The 25,117-nt window shown below is 67.0% G+C and carries 26 protein-coding genes and 1 pseudogene; 11 read left to right on the top strand and 16 right to left on the bottom strand.

The window, feature by feature from the left end; all coding sequences use genetic code 11:
* Positions 1-5: 5 nt before the first annotated feature.
* Positions 6-1,457, bottom strand: coding sequence for an alpha/beta hydrolase family protein (locus D3654_RS04600; RefSeq protein WP_120520339.1), 1,452 nt, complete (start codon positions 1,455-1,457; stop codon positions 6-8).
* Positions 1,457-1,762, bottom strand: a complete 306-nt coding sequence (locus D3654_RS04605; RefSeq protein ID WP_120520340.1) for a hypothetical protein — start codon at positions 1,760-1,762, stop codon at positions 1,457-1,459. Before D3654_RS04605 ends, D3654_RS04600 begins: the two co-directional genes overlap by 1 nt.
* A gap of 208 nt (positions 1,763-1,970) precedes the next feature.
* On the opposite strand from D3654_RS04605, the gene purB reads away from it, so the two are divergent.
* The 7 genes from purB to D3654_RS04640 all read left to right on the top strand — a co-directional run bounded on the left by purB (position 1,971) and on the right by D3654_RS04640 (position 8,272).
* Positions 1,971-3,410, top strand: a complete 1,440-nt coding sequence (gene purB, locus D3654_RS04610; RefSeq protein WP_120520341.1) for an adenylosuccinate lyase — start codon at positions 1,971-1,973, stop codon at positions 3,408-3,410.
* 191 nt (positions 3,411-3,601) lie between these two features.
* Positions 3,602-4,258, top strand: coding sequence for a histidine phosphatase family protein (locus D3654_RS04615; RefSeq protein WP_120520342.1), 657 nt, complete (start codon positions 3,602-3,604; stop codon positions 4,256-4,258).
* 131 nt (positions 4,259-4,389) lie between these two features.
* The gene (locus D3654_RS04620; RefSeq protein ID WP_120520343.1) at positions 4,390-4,893 is read left to right on the top strand and encodes a GNAT family N-acetyltransferase; all 504 of its coding nucleotides are present in this window, start codon (positions 4,390-4,392) and stop codon (positions 4,891-4,893) included.
* Between the two features lie 69 nt (positions 4,894-4,962).
* Positions 4,963-5,397, top strand: coding sequence for an acyl-CoA thioesterase (locus D3654_RS04625; RefSeq protein WP_074588923.1), 435 nt, complete (start codon positions 4,963-4,965; stop codon positions 5,395-5,397).
* A gap of 49 nt (positions 5,398-5,446) precedes the next feature.
* Positions 5,447-6,316: a transposase gene (locus D3654_RS04630; protein ID WP_120520344.1), complete on the top strand. Its 870-nt coding sequence runs from the start codon at positions 5,447-5,449 to the stop codon at positions 6,314-6,316.
* Between the two features lie 58 nt (positions 6,317-6,374).
* Positions 6,375-6,734, top strand: a complete 360-nt coding sequence (locus D3654_RS04635) for a nuclear transport factor 2 family protein (RefSeq protein WP_162943613.1) — start codon at positions 6,375-6,377, stop codon at positions 6,732-6,734.
* Between the two features lie 107 nt (positions 6,735-6,841).
* Complete coding sequence (locus tag D3654_RS04640; protein ID WP_120520345.1) at positions 6,842-8,272, top strand: TrkH family potassium uptake protein; 1,431 nt, start codon at positions 6,842-6,844, stop codon at positions 8,270-8,272.
* Here the strand turns inward: D3654_RS04640 and D3654_RS04645 are convergent, their stop codons facing one another.
* From D3654_RS04645 to D3654_RS04675, 7 genes are all read right to left on the bottom strand, one after another.
* Positions 8,273-8,704, bottom strand: coding sequence for a hypothetical protein (locus tag D3654_RS04645; protein ID WP_162943614.1), 432 nt, complete (start codon positions 8,702-8,704; stop codon positions 8,273-8,275).
* 87 nt (positions 8,705-8,791) lie between these two features.
* Positions 8,792-9,616, bottom strand: coding sequence for an aldolase/citrate lyase family protein (locus D3654_RS04650; RefSeq protein WP_120520347.1), 825 nt, complete (start codon positions 9,614-9,616; stop codon positions 8,792-8,794).
* A complete protein-coding gene (gene hpaH, locus D3654_RS04655; RefSeq protein ID WP_120520348.1) occupies positions 9,601-10,386 on the bottom strand; it encodes a 2-oxo-hept-4-ene-1,7-dioate hydratase in 786 nt (261 codons plus the stop codon). Before hpaH ends, D3654_RS04650 begins: the two co-directional genes overlap by 16 nt.
* Before the next feature lie 35 nt (positions 10,387-10,421).
* Positions 10,422-11,516 (bottom strand): 3,4-dihydroxyphenylacetate 2,3-dioxygenase, encoded by a 1,095-nt coding sequence (gene hpaD, locus D3654_RS04660; RefSeq protein WP_120520349.1) that lies wholly within the window; start codon positions 11,514-11,516, stop codon positions 10,422-10,424.
* Positions 11,517-11,658: 142 nt separating this feature from the next.
* The gene (gene hpaE / locus D3654_RS04665) at positions 11,659-13,173 is read right to left on the bottom strand and encodes a 5-carboxymethyl-2-hydroxymuconate semialdehyde dehydrogenase (protein ID WP_120520350.1); all 1,515 of its coding nucleotides are present in this window, start codon (positions 13,171-13,173) and stop codon (positions 11,659-11,661) included.
* Between the two features lie 88 nt (positions 13,174-13,261).
* Positions 13,262-13,915, bottom strand: coding sequence for a GntR family transcriptional regulator (locus D3654_RS04670; RefSeq protein ID WP_120520351.1), 654 nt, complete (start codon positions 13,913-13,915; stop codon positions 13,262-13,264).
* Entirely contained in the window at positions 13,908-15,392 is a 1,485-nt protein-coding gene (locus D3654_RS04675) for a fumarylacetoacetate hydrolase family protein (protein WP_425359392.1), read from the bottom strand. The genes D3654_RS04670 and D3654_RS04675 overlap by 8 nt, the downstream gene beginning before the upstream one ends.
* 183 nt (positions 15,393-15,575) lie before the next feature.
* Between D3654_RS04675 and D3654_RS04680 the strand changes: the two genes are divergently transcribed.
* From D3654_RS04680 to D3654_RS04695, 4 genes are all read left to right on the top strand, one after another.
* The gene (locus tag D3654_RS04680) at positions 15,576-16,001 is read left to right on the top strand and encodes a VOC family protein (RefSeq protein WP_120520352.1); all 426 of its coding nucleotides are present in this window, start codon (positions 15,576-15,578) and stop codon (positions 15,999-16,001) included.
* Between the two features lies 1 nt (position 16,002).
* Positions 16,003-16,566 (top strand): YdeI/OmpD-associated family protein, encoded by a 564-nt coding sequence (locus D3654_RS04685; RefSeq protein ID WP_120520353.1) that lies wholly within the window; start codon positions 16,003-16,005, stop codon positions 16,564-16,566.
* A 1-nt stretch (position 16,567) separates the two neighbouring features.
* Positions 16,568-16,912, top strand: coding sequence for a hypothetical protein (locus D3654_RS04690; RefSeq protein WP_120520354.1), 345 nt, complete (start codon positions 16,568-16,570; stop codon positions 16,910-16,912).
* Between the two features lie 191 nt (positions 16,913-17,103).
* Positions 17,104-17,283: a helix-turn-helix domain-containing protein gene (locus D3654_RS04695; RefSeq protein WP_120520355.1), complete on the top strand. Its 180-nt coding sequence runs from the start codon at positions 17,104-17,106 to the stop codon at positions 17,281-17,283.
* A 6-nt stretch (positions 17,284-17,289) separates the two neighbouring features.
* Here the strand turns inward: D3654_RS04695 and D3654_RS04700 are convergent, their stop codons facing one another.
* The 7 genes and pseudogenes from D3654_RS04700 to D3654_RS04730 all read right to left on the bottom strand — a co-directional run bounded on the left by D3654_RS04700 (position 17,290) and on the right by D3654_RS04730 (position 24,839).
* Positions 17,290-18,126 (bottom strand): IclR family transcriptional regulator, encoded by an 837-nt coding sequence (locus D3654_RS04700; protein WP_120520356.1) that lies wholly within the window; start codon positions 18,124-18,126, stop codon positions 17,290-17,292.
* A 115-nt stretch (positions 18,127-18,241) separates the two neighbouring features.
* The gene (locus D3654_RS04705; RefSeq protein ID WP_120520357.1) at positions 18,242-19,000 is read right to left on the bottom strand and encodes an SDR family NAD(P)-dependent oxidoreductase; all 759 of its coding nucleotides are present in this window, start codon (positions 18,998-19,000) and stop codon (positions 18,242-18,244) included.
* A gap of 11 nt (positions 19,001-19,011) precedes the next feature.
* Positions 19,012-19,977, bottom strand: a pseudogene (locus D3654_RS04710) (quinone oxidoreductase family protein).
* A 9-nt stretch (positions 19,978-19,986) separates the two neighbouring features.
* Positions 19,987-21,498: an aminobutyraldehyde dehydrogenase gene (locus D3654_RS04715; RefSeq protein ID WP_120520358.1), complete on the bottom strand. Its 1,512-nt coding sequence runs from the start codon at positions 21,496-21,498 to the stop codon at positions 19,987-19,989.
* Between the two features lie 75 nt (positions 21,499-21,573).
* A complete protein-coding gene (gene dapA / locus D3654_RS04720; RefSeq protein WP_120520359.1) occupies positions 21,574-22,473 on the bottom strand; it encodes a 4-hydroxy-tetrahydrodipicolinate synthase in 900 nt (299 codons plus the stop codon).
* A 73-nt stretch (positions 22,474-22,546) separates the two neighbouring features.
* Positions 22,547-23,353, bottom strand: coding sequence for an IclR family transcriptional regulator (locus tag D3654_RS04725; RefSeq protein WP_120520360.1), 807 nt, complete (start codon positions 23,351-23,353; stop codon positions 22,547-22,549).
* 118 nt (positions 23,354-23,471) lie between these two features.
* Positions 23,472-24,839: an MFS transporter gene (locus D3654_RS04730; RefSeq protein ID WP_245413088.1), complete on the bottom strand. Its 1,368-nt coding sequence runs from the start codon at positions 24,837-24,839 to the stop codon at positions 23,472-23,474.
* Positions 24,840-25,117 lie beyond the last annotated feature (278 nt).

The raw sequence follows: 25,117 nt of genomic DNA on the forward strand, positions 1-25,117 counted from the left end.
GCCATCTACGGCCTCACCGCCAACCGGCCTCGGAGCGGTTTTCCCGGAACCGGGGGCTGTGGCGTCGGTGCGGGCATTGCCTCGCGTGTGAGCTTGAACCTTGTCACCTTGGCGGGGACCTGGGTGGTGCGCCCGGCCGTCCCGAGCGCGCCCGCCACGACGGCAGCGGAAGCCACCAAGGACGGGTCGCGGCTCGCGGCGACCCGTTCCGCGCCCTCCGCGTAGGTCTCCAATCGGTGCCCCGGGCCGAGGCCGGGATCTTCGCCCGCCGGTGTCTCAACAAAGTTGTCGAGCGTCACCGTCACCCGGTCCTTCGTGTCGGCGTTCGGGACGCCGTCATACCCCGGAACGAGGTCTTGGGTGTGCTCCAGATGGAGGCTGCTGATCCCGGGCCCGGGAGTGACCCCGCCCACCGGGGATCCGGCCGTGAAGACGTACTTGAGGTCGTATTCGGCCAGGAAGGCCTTGTTGGCCGCGAGGTTCATCGCGTGGACGCCGCCCTGGCTGTGACCGACCGCCACGACCTCCTGTCCGGGCTTGGCGCCTGCCTCCCGCAATGCCTCCTGGATGGCAGGGGTGAGATGGGCGGAGTTGTAGCCGAGGGCGTCGACGATGCCGCCTTCGTCGATGGGGTTGCTCCCGCCCGGCGGCTCTCCCTTTTGCGTCCCGGGAATGAGCACCACCCAGGCGATCCCCTTGTCCGGGCGTTCCACTTTGATGACTGCGATCTCCCCCTTCCCTGCGGCATGCAGATCCTCGTTGCGGCGCAGCAGGGCCGCGAGGGACAAATCGACGGTTTCATCCGTGGTTTCCACCTTCCGCGCTGCAACGGGCCGCGGTTTCAGGTACCCCAATCCGGGCACGGCCACGATGGCCAGGAGGATGGCCCGGACATCCGTCTGGCCGGCCACGGCGGCAGTCACCGGGGCAGTAAAGGCCGTCGGCAGTGAAAGGGATCCCGCGATGAGGGGAAGCTGCGCCACAAGATGTTCAACGCGGTCCCGGTCTCCATAGTGGGTTCCTGGCTTTGCCCCGACGAACAGCATGTTCGCCTCCAGCAGGGGTGGGTGCAGCAACCCCACGCGCGTGGCGATGGCATTCCATGACTCGGTGTACTCATACTCGCGGTGGCTCGCCCGGACCTGTTCCGCGGTTGCCCGGATCGCGTCACGGATGCGGGAGGCAGCCTGTACACCGTCGCCGACGGTGACGATTGCCGGGCCGCCGGTGGTCAGGGTGCGCAGTTCGGCAACGAAGAGTTCCTGGCGGACCGTCTCGGCTTCCATGACAACGGTGTCCAGTGTCCGGACCACGCCGTCCAAGGCGTTGGCTCCGGCCAGGAGCTCCTCAAACTGGAAACTGATTCCGCCAACACCGCCACGGACCTTCAAGACCTCGTCCGCCGGCGGGTCGACGGGCCTGAGCACGTCACCGTCCTGCATGCGCATGGCGGACATCAGTAGCCCGCTCCTGCAGCAGCCGACGCCTTCGCCGCCTGCTGCAGCACTGTCGCAGAGGCCTCGCGCAAGGCATCGCGTGCCTTCCGCAGCTCTGCCACGTGGACGGCCACGACTTTCCTGTAGGCCCGGCCAGCCGGCGACTGCCATTGCCTCATCTGCACCTGGCCAAGCTGGGATAGCGCGGCATCCGCTTCATCCGCACACCGGGCCATCCGTGTGGCGAGTTGCCGGGCGTCGACGCCCTGTGGGACCCAATGCCCCGGATCAAACGGGGTATCCGCCGCAACCAAGGTGTTGGCCATGTTCAGCTCCTGTCTTCCAGCGCGGTACGGGCACCGGGCTGCCCGCCTGATGCACCGAAGCTACGGCGCGCACCCGGGGCGCGGAACCGCCGTCGGGCGCTATGTGGACAACCGGCCCGCAGGGGTGCTGTGGAGGACGGGCCACGGCGGTATTCACATAGCAGGGTCCGCTTAAGGCGCCCGCCGCAGTTCATGAAAGAATTGGCCCATGCCTGAAACCGCCGCCGCTGTTACCCGTACGCCCTCCGGACGCCTGGCCCTTGCCGCGTCGCCGGAGAAGATTGCCCTCGGCCCCCTGGACGGCCGTTACCAGTCCGCCATCGCACCGCTGGTCGATTACCTGTCTGAGGCCGCCCTCAACCGCGACCGCGTGGCCGTCGAGGTCGAATGGCTCATCCACCTGACCAGCAACAGCGTGCTGCCCGGCGCGGGCCCCCTGACCGCCGAACAGCAGGACAAGCTGCGCGGCATCGTCACCGAGTTCGATGCCGCCGCCGTGGCCGAACTGGCCGAGATCGAAGCCGTCACCGTGCACGACGTCAAGGCCGTCGAGTACTACATCAGCCGCCGCCTCCCGGCCATCGGCATCGAGAACCTGACCGCGATGGTGCACTTCGGCTGCACCTCCGAGGACATCAACAACCTTTCCTACGCCCTGGGCGTCAAGGGCGCCGTGGAGGACGTCTGGCTGCCGGCCGCCCGCGCGCTGGTGCAGCAGATCGAAGCCATGGCCGAGGAAAACCGTGCCGTGCCGATGCTTTCGCGCACGCACGGACAGCCGGCCACCCCCACCACGCTGGGCAAGGAACTGGCCGTGATCGCGTACCGTCTCAGCCGCCAGCTGGACCGCGTCGCGAAGACCGAATACCTGGGCAAGATCAACGGCGCCACCGGCACCTACGCCGCGCACGTCGCCTCCGTTCCGGGCGCCGACTGGCAGTCCGTGTCCAAGTCCTTCGTCGAGGGCCTGGGCCTCACGTGGAACCCGCTCACCACGCAGATCGAAAGCCACGACTGGCAGGCCGAGCTGTACTCCGACATCGCGCGCTTCAACCGGATCCTGCACAACGTCTGCACGGACATCTGGAGCTACATCTCCATCGGCTACTTCCGCCAGATTCCTGTCGCCGGCGCCACGGGTTCGTCCACCATGCCGCACAAGGTCAACCCGATCCGCTTCGAGAACGCCGAAGCGAACCTGGAAATCTCCAACGGCCTGCTGGACACGCTCGCCGCCACCCTGGTCACCTCCCGCTGGCAGCGCGACCTCACGGACTCCTCCTCGCAGCGCAACATCGGCGTGGCATTCGGCCACTCCCTGCTGGCCATTTCGAACGTCGCCAAGGGCCTGAAGGCGCTCGACGTCGCCGGGGACGTCCTCGCCGGCGACCTCGACACCAACTGGGAAGTCCTGGGCGAAGCCATCCAGATGGTGATGCGCGCCGAGGCCATCGCCGGCGTCGCAGGCATGGAAAACCCCTACGAGCGCCTGAAGGACCTCACCCGCGGACACCGCGTTGACGCAGCCCGCATGCAGGAATTCGTCTCCGGGCTGGGCCTCTCGGCCGACGCCGAAGCCCGCCTCCTGGCCCTCACCCCCGGCGGCTACACCGGCATCGCGGACGAACTGGTGGACCACCTCAAGTAGGATCCGGCCGGACGCCGCGCAGGCCGCATCCGTTCACTGAAATCACGACGACGGCGGGCCGGGACACAGCCCCACTCACGGGGCGTCCCGGCCCGCCGTCGCCGTTTCCGTTTGGACGGGCGTCATGCCCCGCTCGAGCCCGCTCCCCTGTTTTCCGCCAGAATGTCCGGCCCGGCTAGTAAGGTGCCAGCATGAGGCTTTTGCTTATCCGTCACGGCCAGACTCCCGGCAACGTCCTGGGCCAGCTGGACACCGCGTTTCCCGGCCCCGGGCTGACCGAACTCGGCGAGCGCCAGGCCGCCGCGCTGCCCGAGGCCCTGGCGGATGAAGCCATCGAGGCGATCTACACCTCAACCCTGCTGCGGACCCAGGTCACCGCCGCACCGCTGGCCAGGGCGCTCGGCCTGGAACCGGTCGTCCTGGACGGCGTCCACGAGATCGAAGCCGGGTCCCTGGAGAAGAAGACGGACCACGAATCGCACATGCGGTACATGGGCACCGTCTTTGCCTGGAGTGACGGCAACCTGGAGGTGCGCATGCCGGGCGCGTTCACCGGCCACGACTTCTTCGAACGCTTCGACGCCTCCGTGAACAAGGTGGCCGCCGCCGGTCATGCGACGGCAGTGATCGTCAGCCACGGCGCCGCCATCCGTTGCTGGGCGGGTCGCCGGGCCGAGGACATCGACACCCTCTTCGCCGAAACCCACCAACTGCCCAACACCGGAATCGTGGTGCTCGAGGGCGACCCGGACTCGGGCTGGAGCGTCCTGCACTGGGACAGCATCCCCGTGGGCGGCCTGGCCCTTGCCGATCCGACGGCGGAGGACCCCACCGGCGAAGCGGTATAGCGGGGCACCCGCCCAGCCCCGCGGATCCGGGCCGTCGGCAGTTCTCCGGACCCTTACGCCCAGGAAACACGGCGGTAACCGCCGCTTCGTAGGCTTGATTTGCATAACCCCTCCGGCGAAATGAGGTAGCGATGCAGACCAACCCGCGGCTCAACATCCGTCAGGTCAGCTGGACAAACCCCGTGGGCGCAGACCTCCGCGCGGCCCAGCAGTCTGAACTGGATTCCCGTTTCGGCACGTCCGATCACGAACCCGGCCCGGCGCCGTCGGAGGCCGACACAGCGGTCTTCGTGGTGGCATACGAGAAGTGTTCCGGACAGCCGCTGGGCTGCGGCGGGCTGCGCATCGTGGACGACCACACGGTGGAGATCAAGCGCCTGTACGTAGTGCCCTACGCCCGCGGGTCCCGGGTGGCCAGCTCCATCCTGGCCAGCCTGGAAGGCCTGGCGCATTCCCGCGGTTTCCAGGTGATCACGGCGGAGGCGGGTTCGGCGCAGACGGACGGACGAAGCTTCTATGAAAACTCCGGCTTCGAACCGGTCCCCAATTTCGGGCCGTACATCGGCGTCAGTGAGTCCCAGTGCTATTCGAAGGCCCTCGATTCCCACAGCGCCGCGCACACGGCCATGGCCTGATGTCTTAATCTTCTGCGCAAAATCGGCCGGCCACGGGTGTTCCCCGTCCGGCTCGGCTAATCTCGCCCTATGGAAAAAGCAGACATCACGTTCCGGACCCGCAAATGGGTCCGCCCGGAGGACTTGAACGCCAACGGAACGCTGTTCGGTGGAAGCCTGCTGAAATGGATCGACGAGGAAGCGGCGATCTACGCGATCATCCAGCTGGGCAACGGCCGGGCCGTCACCAAGTACATCTCCGAGATCAACTTCGTGAGCTCGGCCGTGCAGGGCGACCTGATCGAGCTGGGCATCACGGCCACCCGCTTCGGTCGCACGTCCCTGACCATGCGTGCCGAGGTGCGGAATATGATCACCCGCCGCAGCATCCTGACCATCGAGGAACTCGTGTTCGTGAACCTCGGCGAGGACGGCACCCCGCAGCCGCACGGCTACACGGAGATCACCTACGACCGTGACCGGATCCCCGCCCACCACCTGACCCAGACCCTGCAGCAGGACTGAACCCTCCGGCGTCGTTCCGGCCGTCGGCCCGTGCCGCTAAGATGCCCGCATGGAGCTGAGCACGGTGGCCGCGGAACTGTACGCGCTGCTGCCCGCCGAGTTCATCGCCGCCCGCGGCGCGCGCGTGAAGGAGGCGAAGGCCGCCGGCGACGCCGGGCTGGCGGCGCTGATCGGCCGGCTCCCGAAGCCTTCGGCGGCCGCCTGGGCGGTCAACATGCTGGCACGCAGCGGCGCCGCGGAACTGGGTGAGCTGCTCGGGCTAGGGAGCGCGCTGCGGGACGCGCAAACGGACCTGGATCCTGCAAGGCTGCGGGAACTCGGACAGCAACGCCCCCATCTGCTGGCCGCCGCCGTCGGGAAGGCCGATGACATCGCCGCCGGTCTCGGCGTGCGGCTGAGCGGCGCCGCCACGAGCGAGATCACCGGGACCCTGCGCGCCGCCCTCGGCGACATGGATGCCGCAGCAGCTGTCCGGAGCGGCCTGCTGGTGCGGAGCTTGTCGGGCGACGGCGTGGACGCCGTGGACCTGTCCGGCGCGGTCGCGGTTGAAGGCGGCGCGGTGCCTGTTGCCCCCGCCGCCCCGCGGGTGAAAGCCGACGACGGCGATGCGGGCGCCCGCGAAAGCCTGCGGGCCAAGGCCGAGGACGCAGAGCGCGCGGCCAGCCAGGCGGAAGCCGACCTCGCGGAGGCGGAACAGTCGCTCGCGGAGGCGACCTTCCGGCGTCGGGAACTCCAGGTGGCGCTGAAGGAGACCCGGGAACGCCTCGCGTCCCTGGAGGAGGAACTGGCGACCGCCGAGCAGGACGCCCGCCGCGCATCCCGCGCCGCCGAGGCCGCCGACAAGCTGGCGACGCAGAAGCGGCGCATCGCCGGGCAGGCCCGCCGCTGGCTTGAGCGCTACTCGGACGACGGGGACTGAGGTTTGAAGGCCGCGCTGGGTCCTTGAAGGCCGTGCTGGCGGGGCGTACAACGTAAGCATGAACGACGTCAACGCCTGGATGGACAAGTACATCGCTGCCTGGACTTCGAACGACCCCGATGACATCCGCGCGCTGTTCACCGAGGATGCCGTCTACTCCACCCGGCCGGACACTGATTCGCCGTGGCGCGGACACATCGAGATCGTGGACGGCTGGATCGATGCCGGGGACATGCCGAAAGCCTGGGCCTTCGAGTGGACGCTCCTTGGGCAGGACGGCAACCTGGCATTCGTCCAGGGGCTCACCAAATATTTCAACGGCCAGCCCACCTACGACAACCTCTGGGTGATCCGCTTCGCCCCGGACGGCAGGGCGTCCGAGTTCACCGAGTGGTACATGGCGCGGAAAGAGGCGTAAAGGTTTCGTTAAGACCCGGTTCCCTCCGATCCGGGCGGTGTTACGCTCCCTGAGCGCCGGCCGCCGCACAGGCACCTGCGCTGAAGTGCCAACGGAGGGAAGCGCAGATGTCGACAGCACGGAAGCCGGCATCCGGGCGCCTCCGGGATGAGCGCCTACGGGATGGGCCGCGCCCGGGGGAACCACGCGGCCCGAAAAAAGAAAGTGCCATCGCCCGGGCGCTGCTGCACCCCGTCCGTTCCCTGCCCTTGGCATTCCTGCTGGTGATCCTCATCGGCGCGGGGCTGCTGATGTTGCCGTTCTCCCGCGTGGATCCCGGCGCGGATCCGGGCCTCGCTCCCCTTTTCACGGCCGTGTCCGCCGTCTGCGTCACCGGCCTGGTCACCGTGGACACCGCCACCTTCTGGACCCCGTTCGGCCATGTGGTGATCCTGGGCCTCATCCAGGTGGGTGGTTTCGGCATCATGACGCTCGCGACACTGCTGGCCCTCCTTGTCCGGAAAAGCCTCGGGCTGCGCGGCCAGCTGGTGGCACAATCGGAAACCCACACCCTCAACTTCGGCGACGTCCGCGCGGTGCTGTTCCGCGTCGCAAGGATCATGCTCAGCATCGAGGCCGCGACCGCCGTCGCGCTGTCCGTCCGCTTCTGGCTCGCCTACCAGCAGAACCCCGGCGTGGCGCTCTGGCACGGCGTCTTCCACGCGGTGTCCGCGTTCAACAACGCTGGTTTCGCGCTGTACAGCGACAACCTGATCGGATTCGCGGAAGACCCCTGGATCCTGGTGCCGATCTGCCTGGCCATCATTGCCGGCGGGCTCGGCTTCCCCGTGATCATCCAACTCCTCAGCGGAACGCGGCTCAAGGACTGGACCGTGCATCTCCGGCTCACGGTCTTCGGCACCCTGCTGCTCCTGGTCATTGGCTTCGTGGCGTTCGCGGCCTTCGAATGGAACCGGCCGGAAACCCTGGGCCCCCTCAGCACCGGCGGCAAAGTCCTCGGCGCCCTGGCCGGGACTGTGTTCCCGCGGACGGCCGGCTTCAACAGCATCGACTACGGGGTGGCGTCCTCGGACACCCTCATGGTCACCGACATCCTGATGTTCATCGGCGGCGGCAGCGCGGGCACCGCCGGCGGCATCAAGGTCACCACCTTCCTGGTGCTCGGTTTCGCCATCTGGAACGAAGTCCGGGGCCGCGAACAGGTGACCATCGCCCACCGCTCCATCAGCACGTCCGTCCAACGCCAGGCCTTGACGGTGGCGTTGCTCGGTGTCGCCGCCGTCATCAGCGGGACGTTGCTGCTGCTGATGTTTACCGACCACAGCCTGGAGAAAGTGCTGTTCGAGTCGATCTCCGCCTTCGCCACGGTGGGTGTGAGCACAGGCATCACCTACCACCTGCCCGAAAGCGCACAGTGGGTGCTAATGGCGCTCATGTTCACGGGGCGCATCGGAACCATCACCGTGGCCTCGTCCCTGGCACTGTCTTCGCGCCCCCGGCTGTTCCGTTTGCCGGAGGAGCGGCCGATTATCGGGTAGCTACTTTGCCTTGACGAGCAGATTGTCGTGGATCCTGGTCCAGCCCTCGGACTCGAGCTTCTTGGAGTCGAAGCCGTCGGTGACGAGTGTGGTGGGCGAGGCCGGGCCGCCTACTCTGAGGATCTCGCCGCCGGTAGTGGGCGAATCCGTGCATCCCGCCGATCCAAGCCCGGGGTCGGCCTCCGGAACAACGAAAAGGCATGCTCCTCCGGCTTCCTTCATTCCGACGAAGTACTTCACGCTGTCGTGGGTTGCCAGCAGGCGGGTGGCATCCGGGGCGACATCGCTTTCTGCCGAAACACCGCCGGGCAACGTATCTTCAACCGTCGCGGCGCGATCCAGAGCTTTGATTCCTGCCGCATTCGAGCACCCGCCAAGCAAGAGGGCCGCCCCCAACGCTGCCGCAAATACCGAAACCAACTGACGCTTCATTCAAGCTCCCCCTGTCAGGCTGTCCTAGTGACTCGACAGTACCCGAGCGCCCCGCGCCCTCTCGGTAACCCTGCCCAATAACCCGGCTCAGTAGCTGGGCCGCGTTCCGCCGTCGGGTCCTTCCTGGGCGCCTTCCGGCAGGAACTTCGCCGCCAGCGCCTCCGAACCGCGGGCGAGCATCGCGACGTCGGCGCCCACCAGCACGAAGGAGGCGCCGGCGTCGAGGTATCCCTTCGCCGTTGCTTCGTTGAAGGCGTTGACGCCGGCGGGCTTGCCGGCCGCTTTGGCGGCTTCGAGGCAATGTTCGACGGCGGCCCGCACCGTCGGGTGCTCCTGCTCGCCGAGCAGCCCCATGGAGGCAGCGAGATCGGAGGGTCCGAGGAACACGGCGTCAACGCCGTCGACCGCCAGGATCTCCTCCACCGCGGCAACCGCCGCGGTCGATTCGATCTGGACCGTCACGCTGACCGTCTCCGAAGCCCGGGCGAGGTAGTCCGGGATCCTGTTCCAGCGCGAGGCGCGGGCCAGCGCGGAGCCGACGCCGCGGACTCCATGCGGCGGGTAGCGGACGGCGGCGACGGCGGCACGGGCCTCCGCGGCCGAATTGACCATCGGAATGAGCAGGTTCTGCACACCCAGGTCCAGGTACTGCTTGAGGAGCACGGTGTCGTTGACTGGCGGGCGCACCACGGCCTGGACAGGGTAGCCGTGGACCGCCTGCAGCTGCGCGAGGATCGATTCGAGGCCGTTGGGGCTGTGTTCGGCGTCGATCAGCAGCCAGTCCAGGCCGGACCCGGCGCAGATCTCGGCGACCAGCGGGCTGCCGGAGCAGACCCACATCCCGGCGAGCGGCCGTCCGGCCGAGGCGAGGGCGTCGGCGAAGGTGCGGTCCGGTTCTACTCGAATCGGCATGTGATGGCTCCCAGCGGTCCGTAGTCGGCGTGCACGGTGTCCCCTTTGTACACCCAGAGCGGGCGGGTGAAGGACCCGGCCAGGATGATCTCCCCGGCCTTGAGCCCGTCGCCGTGCGGGGCGATCTTGTTGGCCAGCCAGTGCACGCCGGCGGCCGGGTGGTCCAGCACGCCGGCCGCGACGCCGGTCTCCTCCACGGTCTGGTTCTTGTACAGGATCGCCGAGACCCAGCGGAGGTCGACGGCGTCCGGCCGCACCGGGCGCCCGCCCACCACCATGGCGCCCATGGCGGCGTTGTCCGCGATGGTGTCCACGATGGTCCGGCCCTCCATCTCGATCCTGGAGTCCAGGATTTCGAGGGCCGGAACCACGTAGTCGGTGGCGTTCAGGACGTCGAAGAGGGAGCAGCCCGGGCCGGTGAGGTCCTTCTTCAGCACGAACGCCAGCTCCACCTCCACCCGGGGGTGCGTGTAGCGGTCCCACTCCACGGAGCAGCCGGTCTCCAGCACCATGTCATCGAAGATGGCGCCGTAGTCCGGTTCGGTGATGCCCGTGGCCGCCTGCATGGCCTTGGACGTGAGCCCGATCTTCCGGCCCACCAGCGTCCGCCCGGCGTCCTCGTTCCGGCGCCGCCAGAGCTGCTGCACGGCGTAGGAATCCTCCACCGTCATCTCCGGGTAGCGCGCGGTCAGCCGCGGAACCGGGGTCCGGTTCCGGCCGGCCTCCACCAACTCGTCCGCTATGGCCTCGATCGTTGTCGCGTCCAGCATGCCGTTCCTTCCTTCAGGAAACCCTGTCAAACAACCTAGACCTGAGCGCCCAGTTTGAAGCCCTCCGCGGCCTCGCCGGTGCTGTCCTTGCGGGTGTAGGAGAAGCCGTCGGCGCCGACGGTGACGGCCATTTCGGAGGCGTCGGTGCGCTCGATGACAGGCTGCGGGTTGCCGTCGAGGTCGAGGACCAGGGAGGCCTCGGTGTACCAGGACGGGACCACGGGGTTGCCCCACCAGTCGCGGCGCTGGTTGTCGTGCACGTCCCAGGTGACCGTGGGGTTGTCCGGGTCGCCGGTGTAGTAGTCCTGGGTGTAGATCTCCACGCGGTGGCCGTCCGGGTCCAGGATGTACAGGTAGAAGGCGTTGGAGACGCCGTGCCGGCCGGGGCCGCGTTCGATCCGGTCGCTGATGCGCAGGGCGCCCATCTTGTCGCAGATCTGGATGATGTTGTGCTTCTCGTGCGTGGAGAACGCGATGTGGTGCAGGCGGGGGCCGTTGCCGCCGGTCAGGGCGGTGTCGTGCACGGTCTGCTTGCGGTGCATCCACGCGGCGTACGTGACGCCGTCAGAATCCTTGATGTCTTCCGAAACGCGGAAGCCGAGGTCCTCGAGGTACTTGCGGCCGCGCGGGACGTCCGGGGTCACTTGGTTGAAGTGGTCCAGGCGTACCAGTTCTCCGGCGGAGTAGAGGTCGTAGCGCTGGGTGAGGCGTTCGACGTGCTCCACCTCGTAGAAGAACTCGTACGGGAAGCCCAGCGGGTCCTCGACGCGGACGGAGTCGCCCACGCCCTTGGTGAAGCCTTCCTTGCGGCGTTCCACCCGGCAGCCCAGTTCCTTGTAGTAGGCCTCTGCGGCGTCCACGTCTTCCGGGGTGCGGACACGGTACGCGAAGGCGGCAGCTGCCGCCACGGGGCCCTTGCGGAGCACCAGGTTGTGGTGGATGAACTCCTCGAAGGAGCGCAGGTAGATGGTGTTCTCGTCCTCTTCGGTGACGTGCAGGCCCAGCAGGTCCACGTAGAACGCGCGGGACTTGGCTAGATCGGTGACCACGAGTTCGAGGTAGGCGCAGCGGACGATGTCCGGGGCCGGGACTGTCGGCGTCGGGATAGGGCCGGTGAAGGGGTTGTTCATGATGGTCTCTCTTCGTTGAAAGGGGTCTGTTTGGGAGCCCCGGCCCAACTGACTCGCAGTTGTTGTCGTTATGAGGCTCCAAAACGACATCTAATGCGAGCTAGTTGGGCGGGCACCGGGGTTAGGCGCGGGCCGGGCGGGGTTAGGCGCCGAACTTGGGCGTGTGCACCGAGCCGAGGGTGATGTGCACGGCCTGCTGGTCGGTATAGAAGTCGATGGAGCGGTAGCCGCCTTCGTGGCCGAGGCCGGAGGCCTTGACGCCGCCGAACGGTGTGCGCAGGTCGCGGACGTTGTGGCTGTTGAGCCACACCATGCCGGCCTCGACGTTCTGCGAGAAGTTGTGGGCCCGGGTGAGGTTCTGGGTCCAGATGTAGGCCGCCAGGCCGTACTTGGTGTTGTTCGCCAGGGCGAGGGCTTCGTCGTCGTTCTCGAACGGGGTGATCGCGACGACCGGACCGAAGATCTCCTCCTGGAAGATCCGCGCGTCAGGCGCGACGTCGGCAAACACCGTGGGTGCGATGTAGTTGCCTTCCGGGAGGTGCTCGGGGCGGCCGCCGCCGGCCAGGAGCCGGCCCTCGGACTTACCGATCTCCACGTAGGAGGCCACCTTCTCGTAGTGCTCCGGGTGGACCAGGGCGCCCACCTGGGTCTTGGGGTCGTGCGGGTCGCCCACCGCGATGTTCTTGGCGCGCGCGGCGTACTTTTCGCAGAACTCGTCGTAGATGGGGCGTTCCACCAAGATCCGGGAGCCGGCGGTGCAGCGTTCGCCGTTGAGGGAGAAGACACCGAACAGGGCGGAGTCGATCGCGGCGTCGATGTCGGCGTCGGCGAACACCACGCACGGGGATTTGCCGCCGAGCTCCATGGACAGGCCCTTGAGGTTGGCCGCGGCGTTGCGGAAGATCGTCTGGCCCGTGGTGGTCTCGCCGGTGAAGGAGATCAGCGGCACGTCCGGGTGCTTCACGAGGGCGTCGCCGGCTTCTTCGCCCAGGCCGTTGACCAGGTTGAACACGCCGTCGGGCAGGCCGGCGTCCTTGAAAATCTGCGCCCACAGCGAGGCCGACAACGGCGTGAACTCGGCCGGCTTCAACACCACGGTGTTGCCGGTGGCCAGGGCCGGGGCGAGCTTCCAGGACTCGAGCATGAACGGGGTGTTCCACGGGGTGATGAGCCCGGCGACGCCGATCGGCTTGCGGTTCACGTAGTTGATCTGGGCGCCGGGTACCTTCATGGCGTCGTCGAACTGGGCCACGATCAGGTCCGCGAAGAAGCGGAAGTTTTCCGCGGCGCGGAGGGCCTGGCCCTTGGCCTGGGTGATCGGCAGGCCGGTATCGAAGGTTTCGAGTTCGGCGAGGCGGGCTTCCTGGGCCTCGACGGCGTCGGCGATCTTGTTCAAGACGCGGGCGCGTTCGCGCGGTTTCATCTTCGGCCACGGTCCGTTGACGAACGCTTCGCGGGCGGCGGCGACGGCGAGGTCAATGTCTTCCTTCTGGCCTGCCGCAGCCGTGGCGTAGTTCGTGTTGGAGACCGGATCCAGGACGTCGAAGGTCTTGCCGGACACGGAGTCGACGAACTCGCCGTTGATGTAGTGCCGGATGTGGGTGGGCAGGTTCTCGGGAACGTAGTGGGTGCTGGTTTCAGGGGCTGCAAACGTCATTGTTGTTTTCCTTTCATCCAACGCGGGGTCACTTACGGCCCATAATCAGGCCTGACATGGGCCGTAACTGACCCCGCGTTGCTTGCTTCTAGGTGGCTTGGGAGAGGTACGCGTCCAAGGTGGCGGCGCGGTGCTGGCGGGCGGCTTTTTCGATGGTGTCGGCGTCGGCCCCGGCCTCGATGAGCCGGAGGAGCGCCTCGTGTTCGTCCACGGAGCCGCGGGCCCGGCCGGGCACGAAGCGGAACGTGGAGGAGCGCAGCGAGGCGAGCCGGTTCCAGCCGCGGTGGACGAGGTCCAGGATGTGCGGGTTGGGGCAGCGTTCGAACAGGACGCTGTGGAAGTCCTGGTTGAGCCGGGTGAAGCGGACGGGGTCGAAGTGCTCCAGGCAATCCCGCATCTCCGCGTTCACTGCACGCGCCCTAGCGATGTCCGCGGCGCCGATCAGCGGTGCGGACAGCGCGGTGGCCGCTCCTTCGATGATGCTCAGGGTCTGCATCGTGTACAGGTACTCGGTGGGGTCGATCCCGGACACGGTGGCGCCGACGTTCCGTTCGAAGGTCACCAGGCCCTCGGCTTCGAGCCGGCGAATGGCCTCCCGGACGGGAACCACGCTGAACCCCAGGTCCTCGGCGATCTTGGCCAGCACCAGCCGGTAGCCCGGAGAGTAGGCGCCGTCCACGATCCGGGCCTTCACCGCGGCATAGGCCTGCTCGGACTTGCTGCCGGTGACGGTTTCAGTCATTGTCTTTGCCCCATTCCTCGTACTTGGCGCGCCATTCGGCGTTCATCGGGAAGAGCCCGTCCACGCTGTGGCCCTGCTCCACCATCTTGAAAATGAACTCTTCCTCGCGTTCCTGGGCGATGCATTCGTCCGCCAGTTCGGCGGCGATTCCCGGCGGGATCACCAGGATGCCGTCCGAATCGGCCACGATGATGTCGCCCGGCTGCACGGTGGTACCGCCGCAGGCGATGGTGATGTCGGTGTCCCACGGGACGTGGCGGCGGCCGAGCACCGCGGGGTGCCGGCTGGCGAAGTAGGTGGGGATCTCCAGTCCGGCGACGGCCGAGTAGTCCCGCACGCCGCCGTCGGTGATGATCGCCGCGGCGCCGCGCACCTGGGCGCGCAGGGCCAGAATGTCCCCCACCGTACCGGTGCCCTTTTCGCCGCGGGCCTCCATGACCAGGATTTCGCCGTCGTTGATGGACTCGACGGCGCGCTTCTGGGCGTTGAAGCCGCCGCCGTGGGACTTGAACAGGTCCTCGCGGTTGGGCACGTAGCGCAGCGTCCGGGCCAGGCCGACGACGCGGCGGTCCGGGCGGGTGGCCTGCAGCCCGTCGATGCTGACGTTGTTCAGCCCGCGCTTGCGCAGCTGGCTGGACAGGGTGGCCGTGGCGACCGACTCCAGCTTCTTCTTCAACTCCGGATCGAGCCCCGGCTTGGAAGCCGGCGCCAGTCCGGCGGCTTCGCGCGAACCGTACGCCTCCTCCCGCTGCGTGTCATCGGACTTGGGCTGCGCACCAAAGGCGGCGAACGGCGTCGTGCCTTCCACGACGGCGGTGGCCAGCCGGCCGCTGCTGAGGTCGCCGCTGCTGACTTCGACCTCGACGACGTCCCCCGGCACCGCGACGGACGCGCCGGCCGGGGTGCCGGTGAGGATGATGTCGCCAGGTTCCAGCGTGAGCAGCTGGGAGAGGTCCGCAACGAGGCGGGCGAAGGGGAAGAGCAGGTCCGCTGTGGTGTCGTCCTGGACGAGCCCGCCGTTGTGCCAGGTGCGGATCCGCAGCGCGGCGGGGTCGACGGCGGCGGCCGGGATGAGTGCCGGACCCACCGGGGTGAATCCGTCCCCGCCCTTGGAGCGGAGGTTGGAGCCTTTGTCCGCGTAGCGGAGGTCGTAGACGCCGAGGTCGTTGCTGGCGGTGATCCATTCAACGTGGCCCCAGGCATCATCCGGGCTGACGCGGCGGGCATTCTTGCCGATAATGAGGGCGATTTCGCCTTCGTAGCCCAGGAGTTCGCAGCCCGCCGGACGCTCCACGGTGCCGGGATTTTCCGCGGAACCGAGCGACAGGGACGACGCCGGCTTGAGGAAGTATGAGGGCTGCTCCGGGGTGCGGCCACGCTGTGCGGCACGGGTCGGGTAATTGATGTGGACCGCGATCACCTTGCGCGTCCGTGCCAGCAGCTCCGGGCTGAGTTCTTGCATCGGTGCGGCTTCCATCAGCGAAGGCCTCCTCGTCGTCGAGCGTCCATCAGGTACGAAATCGTATACGAAAACTATGCCGCGCCGCGTGAGCTGCGTCAACCCCTTTCTTCCACATAGGAAGATGGGCCCGTTGACGCGCCACGCCTTCCCGGGCATCGTTGTGCGTGGCCGGCAAACAAACGGGGGAAGGGTATCGCTTTGAGCCTGAGGGGTTTCAGCACGATCAGTTTTTGGGCCGACGACGTCGAGGCCGCCGCGGCCTGGTACCAGGACTTCCTGGGGTTCGAGCCTTATTTCAAGCGGCCCGGGCCCGACGGCCGCCTTGCGTACGCCGAGTTCCGGGTGGGCGACTACCAGCACGAACTGGGCATCATCAGCAACCGCTTCCGGCCGCCGGCCGAATCCGCAAACCCGCCGGGCGGGGCCGTCATGTACTGGCACGTCGACGGACTCGAAGACACCGTGAAACGGCTGCTCACGATGGGCGCCACCGAGCACCAGCCGGTCACGCCGCGCGGCGACTCCGGATTCGTCACCGCCTCGGTGGTGGACCCGTTCGGGAATGTCCTGGGCGTGATGAGCAACCCGCATTACCTCGAAATCCTTGCCGCCAAGCAGGCCTGAGGTGGGCGGCCCGGAGGAGCCCCTCGCATTCCGGGACGGCTCCGAATGGGAAGCCTGGCTGGCCGCGAACCACGAAACGCAAGGCGAAGCCTGGCTGCTCATTGGGAAGAAGAACTCCGGCGCACCCCTCCTTCCGATCGGGGACGCCCTGGACGGGGCGCTGTGCTTCGGCTGGATCGACGGCCAGCGCAAAGGATTCGACGCCACGTCCTTCCTGCAGCGCTACTCGAAACGCAGCAAGCGGAGTTCCTGGTCCCGCGTGAATGTCGGCAAGGCCGAGGCCCTCATCGCGTCTGGGCGGATGCGGCCAAGCGGCCTCGCCGAAATCGAAGCCGCGCGGGCGGACGGCCGCTGGGACGCGGCCTACGAATCCCAGCGCACGGCTGAGGTCCCACCCGATGTCGCCGAAGCGATTGCCGCGGACCCTGCCACCGCCGTCGCCTTCGAAGGACTCGGCCGCACCGCGCGGTACGCCCTGATCCTGCCCCTGCTCAAGGCCCGCACGCCGGAGGCGCGGGAGAAGCTGCTGGCCGGCGTCGTGCTGAAACTCGCGGGCAGGGCCTGACATGGCGGACGCTGCCGCCGGTAACCCTCAGGCAGTGGACGACGGCGGAACGCCGGAACTCACCAGGGTCCCGGCTTGGGAGGTCAAGTACAGGCGCGGCCAGAACCCCGACGAGCTTGCGCACCTGGTCTGCTGCCGCGACCTCGACTGGCGCCGTGCCTTCTGCGGCTATGAAGATCCGGATCCCGCGGTCCTCCTGGAATCGAATAACGTGTGCGCAATGTGCATTGAAGCGGCCGGGGGCATGGAGGGCCCGGCCGCGACCCTGGGCATCTGCCCCGTGGACGACCGGCCGTGCCCTGACGACGAGACGCTGCGCCGGATCATCGACGAACGCATGTCGTAGCGCCCGCATCCCGCACGAAGTCTCTTTGACAGTGACCCACGCAACAATCTATATTGAACGCATCGTTCACTGAATGAACGTCAAGCAGAGCGAGGGCCAAGCCGAAGGCAGGGCGTCTTCCTGTCCCCTATTGCCGGAACAGCGCCAGCCGGCACCGCACTAGCGCACAGTACGACAACCGGAGCAACACGATGAGCACCCAGACAACACTCCCCGCCTGGGCAATCCAGCGCGTCGCAGCAGCCCTCGACGCCGAACACCGCGACGGCGGCCCCAAGACCGCCGTCGACCTCGCCCGCCGTACGGGCCTGAGCAAGAGCCTGGCGCGCCGGTGCCTTGACCAACTACGCGGCCAGCGGGCCGCGCGCTAAGGCGCGCTACGCCAGCGCCTTAGCGATTGCTTCCCCGGCACGGTTCAATTTCGCGACCGCGTCCTGGATGTCCAGCTGCTTGAGCCGCTCCGTGGGGCCGTTGATAGTCACCACGCCCAGAAGCGCTCCGGCGCTGTCCCGGACAGGGCACGCAACCACGAAGAGGCCCACTTCCAGCTCGTTGTCGAGTGTCGAGAAGCCCTGTTCACGGATCTTCTGCAGTTCCTTGAAGAAGGCGTCCCGCCGCGTGATGGTGCTTGGCGTGAACGATTCCAGCCGCGCCGGAAGGGCCGCGCCAGCCTCCTCGTCGCTGAGTTCAGCAAGGATGAGCTTTCCGGTTGCACTGGCGTGCAAGGGGTAGCTCTTACCCACGTACATGTAGCTGGCGTTGAGGAAGCGGGACGACGAAGCTTCGGCAATCACGTCGTACGACGCTGCACCGGTGACCATCGCAAAGGAGGTGGTTTCGTTGAATTTGGCGGCGTATTCGTTCAGGATCGGCTGGATCCGCGGGACAACACCGGCGTAGGGATCGGCCAGGCGTCCTAGCCGCGCCATCTGCCAGCCGAGCATGTAGCGGTTGTCTTCGCGGACCACAAAGCCGGTTTGTTCCAAGCTCAGCAGGAGGCGGAAGGCCGTGGGCCTGGTCATGCCTACGGCGTGGGCAAGTTCGGTGACGGTGATTCCCTGGCGGTGCCGGCCGAGCTCGCTAAGCAGCACCGTCGCCTTGACCACGGATTTGTTGGTCAGGTCCAAGGGCTCCGCGGAAGCCTGGTCCTCGTCGCCGACGGTCTCTTCCGATGGAGTTCCTTCTTCTGCTGCAGTGCTGCGTCCCGCTGCCATTTTGCTCCCGCTTCGCGCCGGCGGACCGGCTGGTCCGACTCTCTCTTTTGCCACACCCATCGTAGGCGCTGGCATGCGATTGACCCTAAGAGCTGAACAGGGAGTTCAAAAAGGATCAGGCAGGCAACGGCAATTTCGCGGTCCGGCCGCCGTCGAGCACAATGGTTTCCCCGGTCAGGAAAGCGGAGCCGTCCCCGGCCAGGAAGACCGCCAGATCGCCGACGTCGGCGGGACGGCCGATGCGCCCCGCCGGATGCAGGCGGTTGAGCTCGCGGCGGGCAGCAACCGGATCCGGGAAGGAGTTGAGGTAGTCCTCGCTGAGTTCGGAGGCGATCCACCCCGGGGCGATCGCGTTGCAGCGGATGCCGTCCGCGCCCAGGTCCACTGCCATGGCGCGGGTCATGCCGTGGATTCCGGCCTTGGACGCGCAGTAGGCGGCATGGCCCGGGTTGGCGGCGATCCCTTCGATCGAGCCGATGTTGATGATGCTGCCGCCGCCGCGCCGCCTCATGTGCGGCAGCGCGGCCTGCGCCAGGAACAGCGGCGCCCGCAGGTTGAGGGCGATCATGAGGTCCCATTCGTGCGGCTGGATGTCGCTGACGCCGCGTTCGAACATGATGCCGGCGTTGTTGACCAGGATGTCGACGCCGCCCAGCCGCTCGGCAGCCTGCCCGACGGCGGCGGGAATAGCCGCCGCGTCGCTGAGGTCCGCCTGGATCCCGACGACGGCGGGTTGCCCTTCGAGCGCGGCGTCCAGCGGGCGGCGCTGGACCACCGCGACGCGCGCCCCCTCGGCGAGGAAGCGTTCCACGATGCCGCGGCCGATGCCCTGGCCACCGCCGGTGACCAAGGCGGCCTTGCCTTCGAGTTGCATGAGTTCCGTTCCTACGGGATGAGCAGGACCTTGCCTGTGGTTTTCCGGGCTTCGAGGTCGCGGTGCGCCTGGGCCGCGTCCGCCAAGGGCTAGGTGGCGCCGATCCGCACGTCCAGCTCGCCCGAAAGGACCGCCGAGAAGATGTCCCCGGCCCGCCAGGCGCGCTCCTCCGGGGTGCGCAGGTAGTGGGCCATGGTAGGCCGGGTGAGGAAGACACTCCCACCGGCGTTCAACCGCTGGATTTCGAACGGCGGCACCGGGCCGGAGGAAGCGCCGAAGAGGACCAGCATCCCGCGGACTTTCACGCTCGCCAGCGAGCCGTCGAAGGTGGCCTTGCCGACGCCGTCGTAAACGCAGTCCACGCCGTCCCCGCCGGTGAGTGCGAGGACCTGCTCCGCAAAGCCCTCGTAACGCAGCACGGTCTCCGCCCCGGCCTTGCGGGCCAGTCCTTCCTTGGCGTCATCGGACACCGTGGCGATGACACGGACGCCCTTGGCCTTCAGCAGCTGCGTCAGGAGCAGGCCGACACCACCGGCTGCCGCGTGGACAAGGACCGTCTGGCCTTCCTGCGCCGGGAACGTGGAGTTCGCCAAGTAGTGGGCGGTCATGCCTTGGGCCAGGAGGCCGGCCGCGGTTTCTGCGCTGACGCCGTCCGGCACGTGGAAGGTCTTGTCCGCGTCAACCAGGGCAAGCTCGGCGTAGGTGTTCCGGCTTTCTCCGGAGACCACCCGGTCACCCACGGCGAAACCCTCGACGCCGGTCCCCACCGCTAGCACCGTGCCGGAGGCTTCGGTGCCGGGAATAAACGGGAAGGACACGCTGTACGTCCCGTTGCGCTGGTAGGTCTCGATGAAATTCACCCCGGAGGCGGCGACTCTGATGAGCAGCCGGCCGGCACCGGCCACCGGGTCTTCGACCTCGGTGAGTTTCAGGACGTCGGGGCCGCCGGGTTGGCCGGCGACGATTGCAAGGCTCATTGCTGTCGCCTAGCGCGCCTTGTTGTGCATCACGTGCTTGGTGCGGGAGTAGTCGTCAAGCGCGTAGGCGGACAGGTCGCGGCCGTAGCCGGAGCCCTTGAAGCCGGCCCATGGCATCTCGTTGGCGAGAACCAGGTGGGAGTTGACCCACACCGTGCCGGCGTCCAGGCGGGAGGCGACGTCGTGGCTGCGCTGGGCGTCGCGGGTCCAAACGGAGGCGGCCAGCCCGTAGGGGACCTCGTTGGCGCGGGTGAGGGCTTCATCCTCGGTCGAGAACGTCTCGACGGTGACGACGGGGCCGAAGATTTCTTCCTGGGCGCACGCTGCACCCGCGGGGACGTCGACCAGCACGGTCGGGGCGATGAAGTAGCCCGGGCCTTCCAGGGCACCGCCGCCAAGGGCGGCTTTGGCGCCGTCGGCCTGCGCACGGTCGAGGTGCGCGAGGACGCGCTCGTAGTGCGCCTTGGAGATCATCGGACCCATTTCGACGTCGGCGCCGGCAGTCGGCTCTCCGACCACCAAGCTGCCGACCTGCTCGACGAGGAGCTGGGTGAACTGCTCAGCGACGGACTCGTGGACCAGGACCCGGGTGCCGGCACCGCATTCCTGGCCGGAGTTCCAGTACCCGGCCGCACGGAGGGATTCCGCGGCGGCGGAGAGGTCGGCGTCGTCGAAGATCACCAGCGGCGCCTTGCCGCCAAGCTCAAGGTGGACGCGCTTGACGGTCTCGGCCGCGGCACGCGCCACTGCGCGGCCGCTGTTGACCGAGCCGGTCAGGGCGATCATGTCCACCTGCGGGTGCTCGGCCAGGCGCTGGCCGATAACGGGGCCGAGGCCGGTGACCACATTGAAAACTCCCGCAGGCAGCAGGTCAGCGGTCAGCTCCGCGAACTTCAGCGTGGTCAGCGGGGTCTGCTCCGAGGGCTTGAGCACGATGGTGTTGCCCGCCGCAAGGATGGGGGCGATCTTCCATGCAGCCATGAGCAGCGGGTAGTTCCACGGGGTGACGACCCCGATCACACCGAGCGGCTCGCGCAGGATGACCGAAAGGTGGTCCTCGGCGTACTCACCGGCTGCGATGGACGTGGTGGAGCGGGCAGCGCCGGCCATGAAACGGAAGGTATCAATGGACCCGTTGATGTCATCTTCGGCCACCATCATGGGCTTACCGGTGTTCAGGGCTTCGAGGCGGGCCAGTTCCCCGGCGTTTTCGGCGAGGCGGTCTGCGATGGCCAGGAGGATTTCCGAGCGCTGCTTGGGCAGGGTGCGGCCCCAGGCTTCCTTCGCTGCAACGGCTGCGGCGATGGCGGCGTCGGCATCTTCGGCGACGCCCTGGGCCACCTCGCAGATGATTTCCCCTGTTGCGGGGTTCTCCAGGGGCTGGGTTTCGCTGCCGGCGCCGGGACGGAACTGTCCGCCGATGAAGTGCTGCGCGGGAGGCAACTGCTCGACGGCGAAAATCGGAGCGGCGTCCGTGGCGCGGCGGACTGCGCCGGAGATGGTTGCTGCCGTACTGGTCATGGTCACTCCTGTTTGTTGGTTTGGTGGGATATGGAATCGGGGTCGACGGCGCACGGCCGCCTTCGGACGCCGGGGCTAGGCGTACGCAGCTTCGAGCTGCAGTTCGGCGACGAGCTTTTCGAGGCGTGCCGCCAGTGCGGGATCAAGATCCGCGGTCGGGCGGCGCGGGGAACCGATCGGGCGGCCGAGCAGTTCGAAGGTGGCCTTGACGGCCGGAACGTAGGGCGAGGAAAGAACGGCATCAATAAGGGGGTAGATGCGGTCCCACTCGGCCCGGGCCACGGCAAAGTCGCCGGCGGCAACGGCCTTGTGGACGGCCACGATCTCGCGCGGCAGGATGTTGGCGGTTCCGGCCATGACGGCGCCTGCACCTTCCGTCAGTGCGGCCAGGATCAGGCTGTCCCAGCCGATAATGGTTGAGATGTAATCGCCGTGGTGGTGGATCAGCTGGGTTGCCTGGCCCATGTCGCCGCTGGAATCCTTGATATAGCGGATGTTCTCCACTTCCCGGGCCAAGGTGCCCACGAAGTCCGCATCCAGGTTGAGGCCCGTCAGCGCCGGCATGTTGTAGAGCATCACAGGCAGGTCCACGGATGCCGCCACCTCACGGAAGTATCCTGCGGCCTCGGAGGTCGTCAGCGGATCGTAGTAGGGCGTGATCACCATGACCACGTCAGCTCCGGTTTCCTGTGCGTGCCGGGTAAGGCTGATGGCTTCAGCCGTGTTGCTTGCACCGGTCTGGGCAACCACCGGCACCCGTCCTGCCGCCTGGTCCACGACGGTTTCCACGACAAAGCGTCGCTCGTCGGAACTAAGGGCAGCGAATTCGCCGGTGGAGCCACATGCGACAACCCCGTTCACGCCGCCGTCGATGGAGCGGTCCACCAGGAAGCGCAACCTTGCCTCATCAACCTGACCGTCGGCATCGAATGGTGTTGCCAGTGCAGTTAATACACCGCTGAGCTGTGAAGACATCTGAGTTCCTGTCTGTTGGAAGTGAGTGAAGAGGGAAAGGCCTGTCAGACCGTTTGCGGAACCTTGCTTGATTTCAGGGCACGGCGGGAGCCGCCCTGTTACCCGCCAGGGCCAGGGCGATCTCTGCCGCGGCCTGGCGGACCTGGCCGATCACGTGGTGGAGCCCGCTGGATTTCATCCGCTGGGTGGGGCCTTGAAGGACAACGATGCCGAACAATTCGCCCTCGGTGTCGCGGGCAGGGCAGGCGACCGCGAAGAGCCCGTCTTCCAGTTCGTCGTCGAGGATCGCGTAGCCCTGCTCGCGGACGCGGCGCACCTCGGCCAAAAGGTCCTCGCGGCTGGTGATGCTGTGCGCCGTGAAACGCTCCAGGGATTCGGGGAGGACCTCGGCGATCCTCTCATCGTCGAGTTCGGCGAGGACAAGCTTCCCGGTGGCGCTGACATGCGGCGGATAACTGCGGCCGATATACAGGGTGGCCACATTGAGGAATCGGCCCGCAGAGGCCTCGGCGATCACGTCGTAGTCGGTTTCGCCCCGCACCATGGAAAAGTTGATGGTTTCACCCAGGCTTGCAGCGTACGCATCCAGTACCGGCTGGATCCTGTCCACGACTCCGGCGTAGGGGTCGGCCAACCTCCCGAGCCGGGCAACCTGCCAGCCGAGCCGGTACCGGTTGTCGCTGCGGTCCACGAAACCTGCCAGTTCCAGGCTCAGGAGGAGCCGGAAGGCGGTGGGCCGCGTGATTCCGACAATTTGGGCGAGCCCGGTAACGGAGATCCCCTGGGGGTGGCGGCCCAGTTCGCTGAGCAGTTGCGCCGCCTTGACCACAGACTTGTTGGTCAGGTCCACGGCTTCAGCGGCGTTGGCTTGTTCAGTCACGGCCTTCTCTTCGTTTCGTGCGGATTGGTGCGGGTTCGTACAAAGGAGCGCGAAGGCGCCCGTCCGGTGTGTTCCGTGTGGACGGTGATCCGTAAAGACGCCTTCGCGGTGCCCGTCGCTAGTTCACCTTGGCGAGCGTCTTGTCCAGCGGTGCCGAGGCGGCGCTCAGGCTCACGCCTGTGGTTTCAGGTGCCAGGTACTGGGAGATCACAGCACCCAGTACGCAGATTCCGGCGGCAATGAGCATGGTGACCCCCACCCCCAGGCCCTCCACGGAGAGCGGCAGGATGAACGTGCCTGCTGCCGCGCCGATGCGGGAGAAGGCTGTGGCGAATCCGACGCCGGCCCCGCGGATTTCCGTGGGGAAGACCTCACCGGGGTACACGCCGGTCAACGCAGTGGAAATCGCATTGAAGAACGAGAACACCATGAAGGACACCAGGATGATGGCCGGGGAGACGTGCGAGAACAGTCCGATGGCAACCAGCGCGACGGCGGCGATCCACATGGGCGGGATGGACAGCTTGCGGCGGCCCAGTCTTTCGATGAGGAACATCGCAGCCACGGAGCCGGCGACCACTACGCCGTTGAGCACGAACGCTCCGGTCAGGCCGTCTTCCAGGCCCAGGTTTTCAAGCACGATGGGTGCGAAGGTGCCGATGGCGAAGTAGGGGGTCACGTTGGTAACCCAGTACATGCAGACGAAGAACGTGGACTTGAAGTACTGCGGCGAGAACAGCTTGCGGAAGTCGGGGCGCACCGGCTTCTCGTTTTGCAGGTCCCGGACGTCGTCCTCTTCCATGAATTCCTGGGCAATGGCCAAGGCCTCCTCGGTCCTGCCCTTGCTGATCAACCAGCGCGGGGATTCAGGGGTGCCCAGGCGGAGCAGGAAGACGATCAGGGAAGGGATGGTGCTCATGCCCAGGATGATGCGCCAATCCACGTGAATCGTGGTGGACATGACGTATCCGAGCGCGTAGGAACCGAGGTAGCCGACGTACCAGGCTACCTCCTGGAAGGCCATGAGCTTGCCGCGCAACCTGGCGGGCGAGAACTCAACGAGCAGCGGCCATCCGATGGCGTAGTCGGCGCCGATGGCCATGCCCATGAGCAGCCGGACGATGAACAGCTGCATGCCGTCGGCGACTAAGAACTGCGCCGCGGAGCCGACCAGGAAGATCGACAGGTCGACGATGAACATCGGCTTCCGGCCGATCTTGTCGGCGAAGTACCCGCCAAGCGGGCCGCCGAAGAAGATGCCGATCAGGGCCGAGGCACCGATCAGGCCCTGCCAGGTGGCGGAGAGGCTCAGATCCGAGGTTAGGGCCGGCATCACGAGGCCGATGCCGCCCAGGATGAAGCCGTCGATGAACATGCCGCCGGCGATCACCCCGCTGAGCTTGTAGAGGAACCGCTTCTTACGCGGATCCTGCGCGGCTGACGACTGCGCTGGCGGTCCGGAGACCGGCGAAACTGATGAATTCACGAGGAACTTCCTTGTAGATCGTGCTCTTCTTTGAACGGGATGGGATGCCGGAGGGGTCCTGCGCGGCGATTTCAGGGGCCAGGCTTCAGAGCCCGGCGAGTTCAAATTTCGAACGTCGTGATCAAAAATATGACAGCGGCCACATTGAGTGTCAATAGTCGGGACGTAACTTTTCATGGCCTGGGCCACGCCTTGACAGTGAGTTACGCAACACCTAAATTGAACGCAGCGTTCATTTTTTGACGATTCCCTCACAACGTTCCCGCCTTGTTCGGCGC

Source organism: Arthrobacter celericrescens, assembly GCF_003614925.1.
In the GTDB taxonomy this organism is placed as follows: domain Bacteria; phylum Actinomycetota; class Actinomycetes; order Actinomycetales; family Micrococcaceae; genus Arthrobacter; species Arthrobacter celericrescens.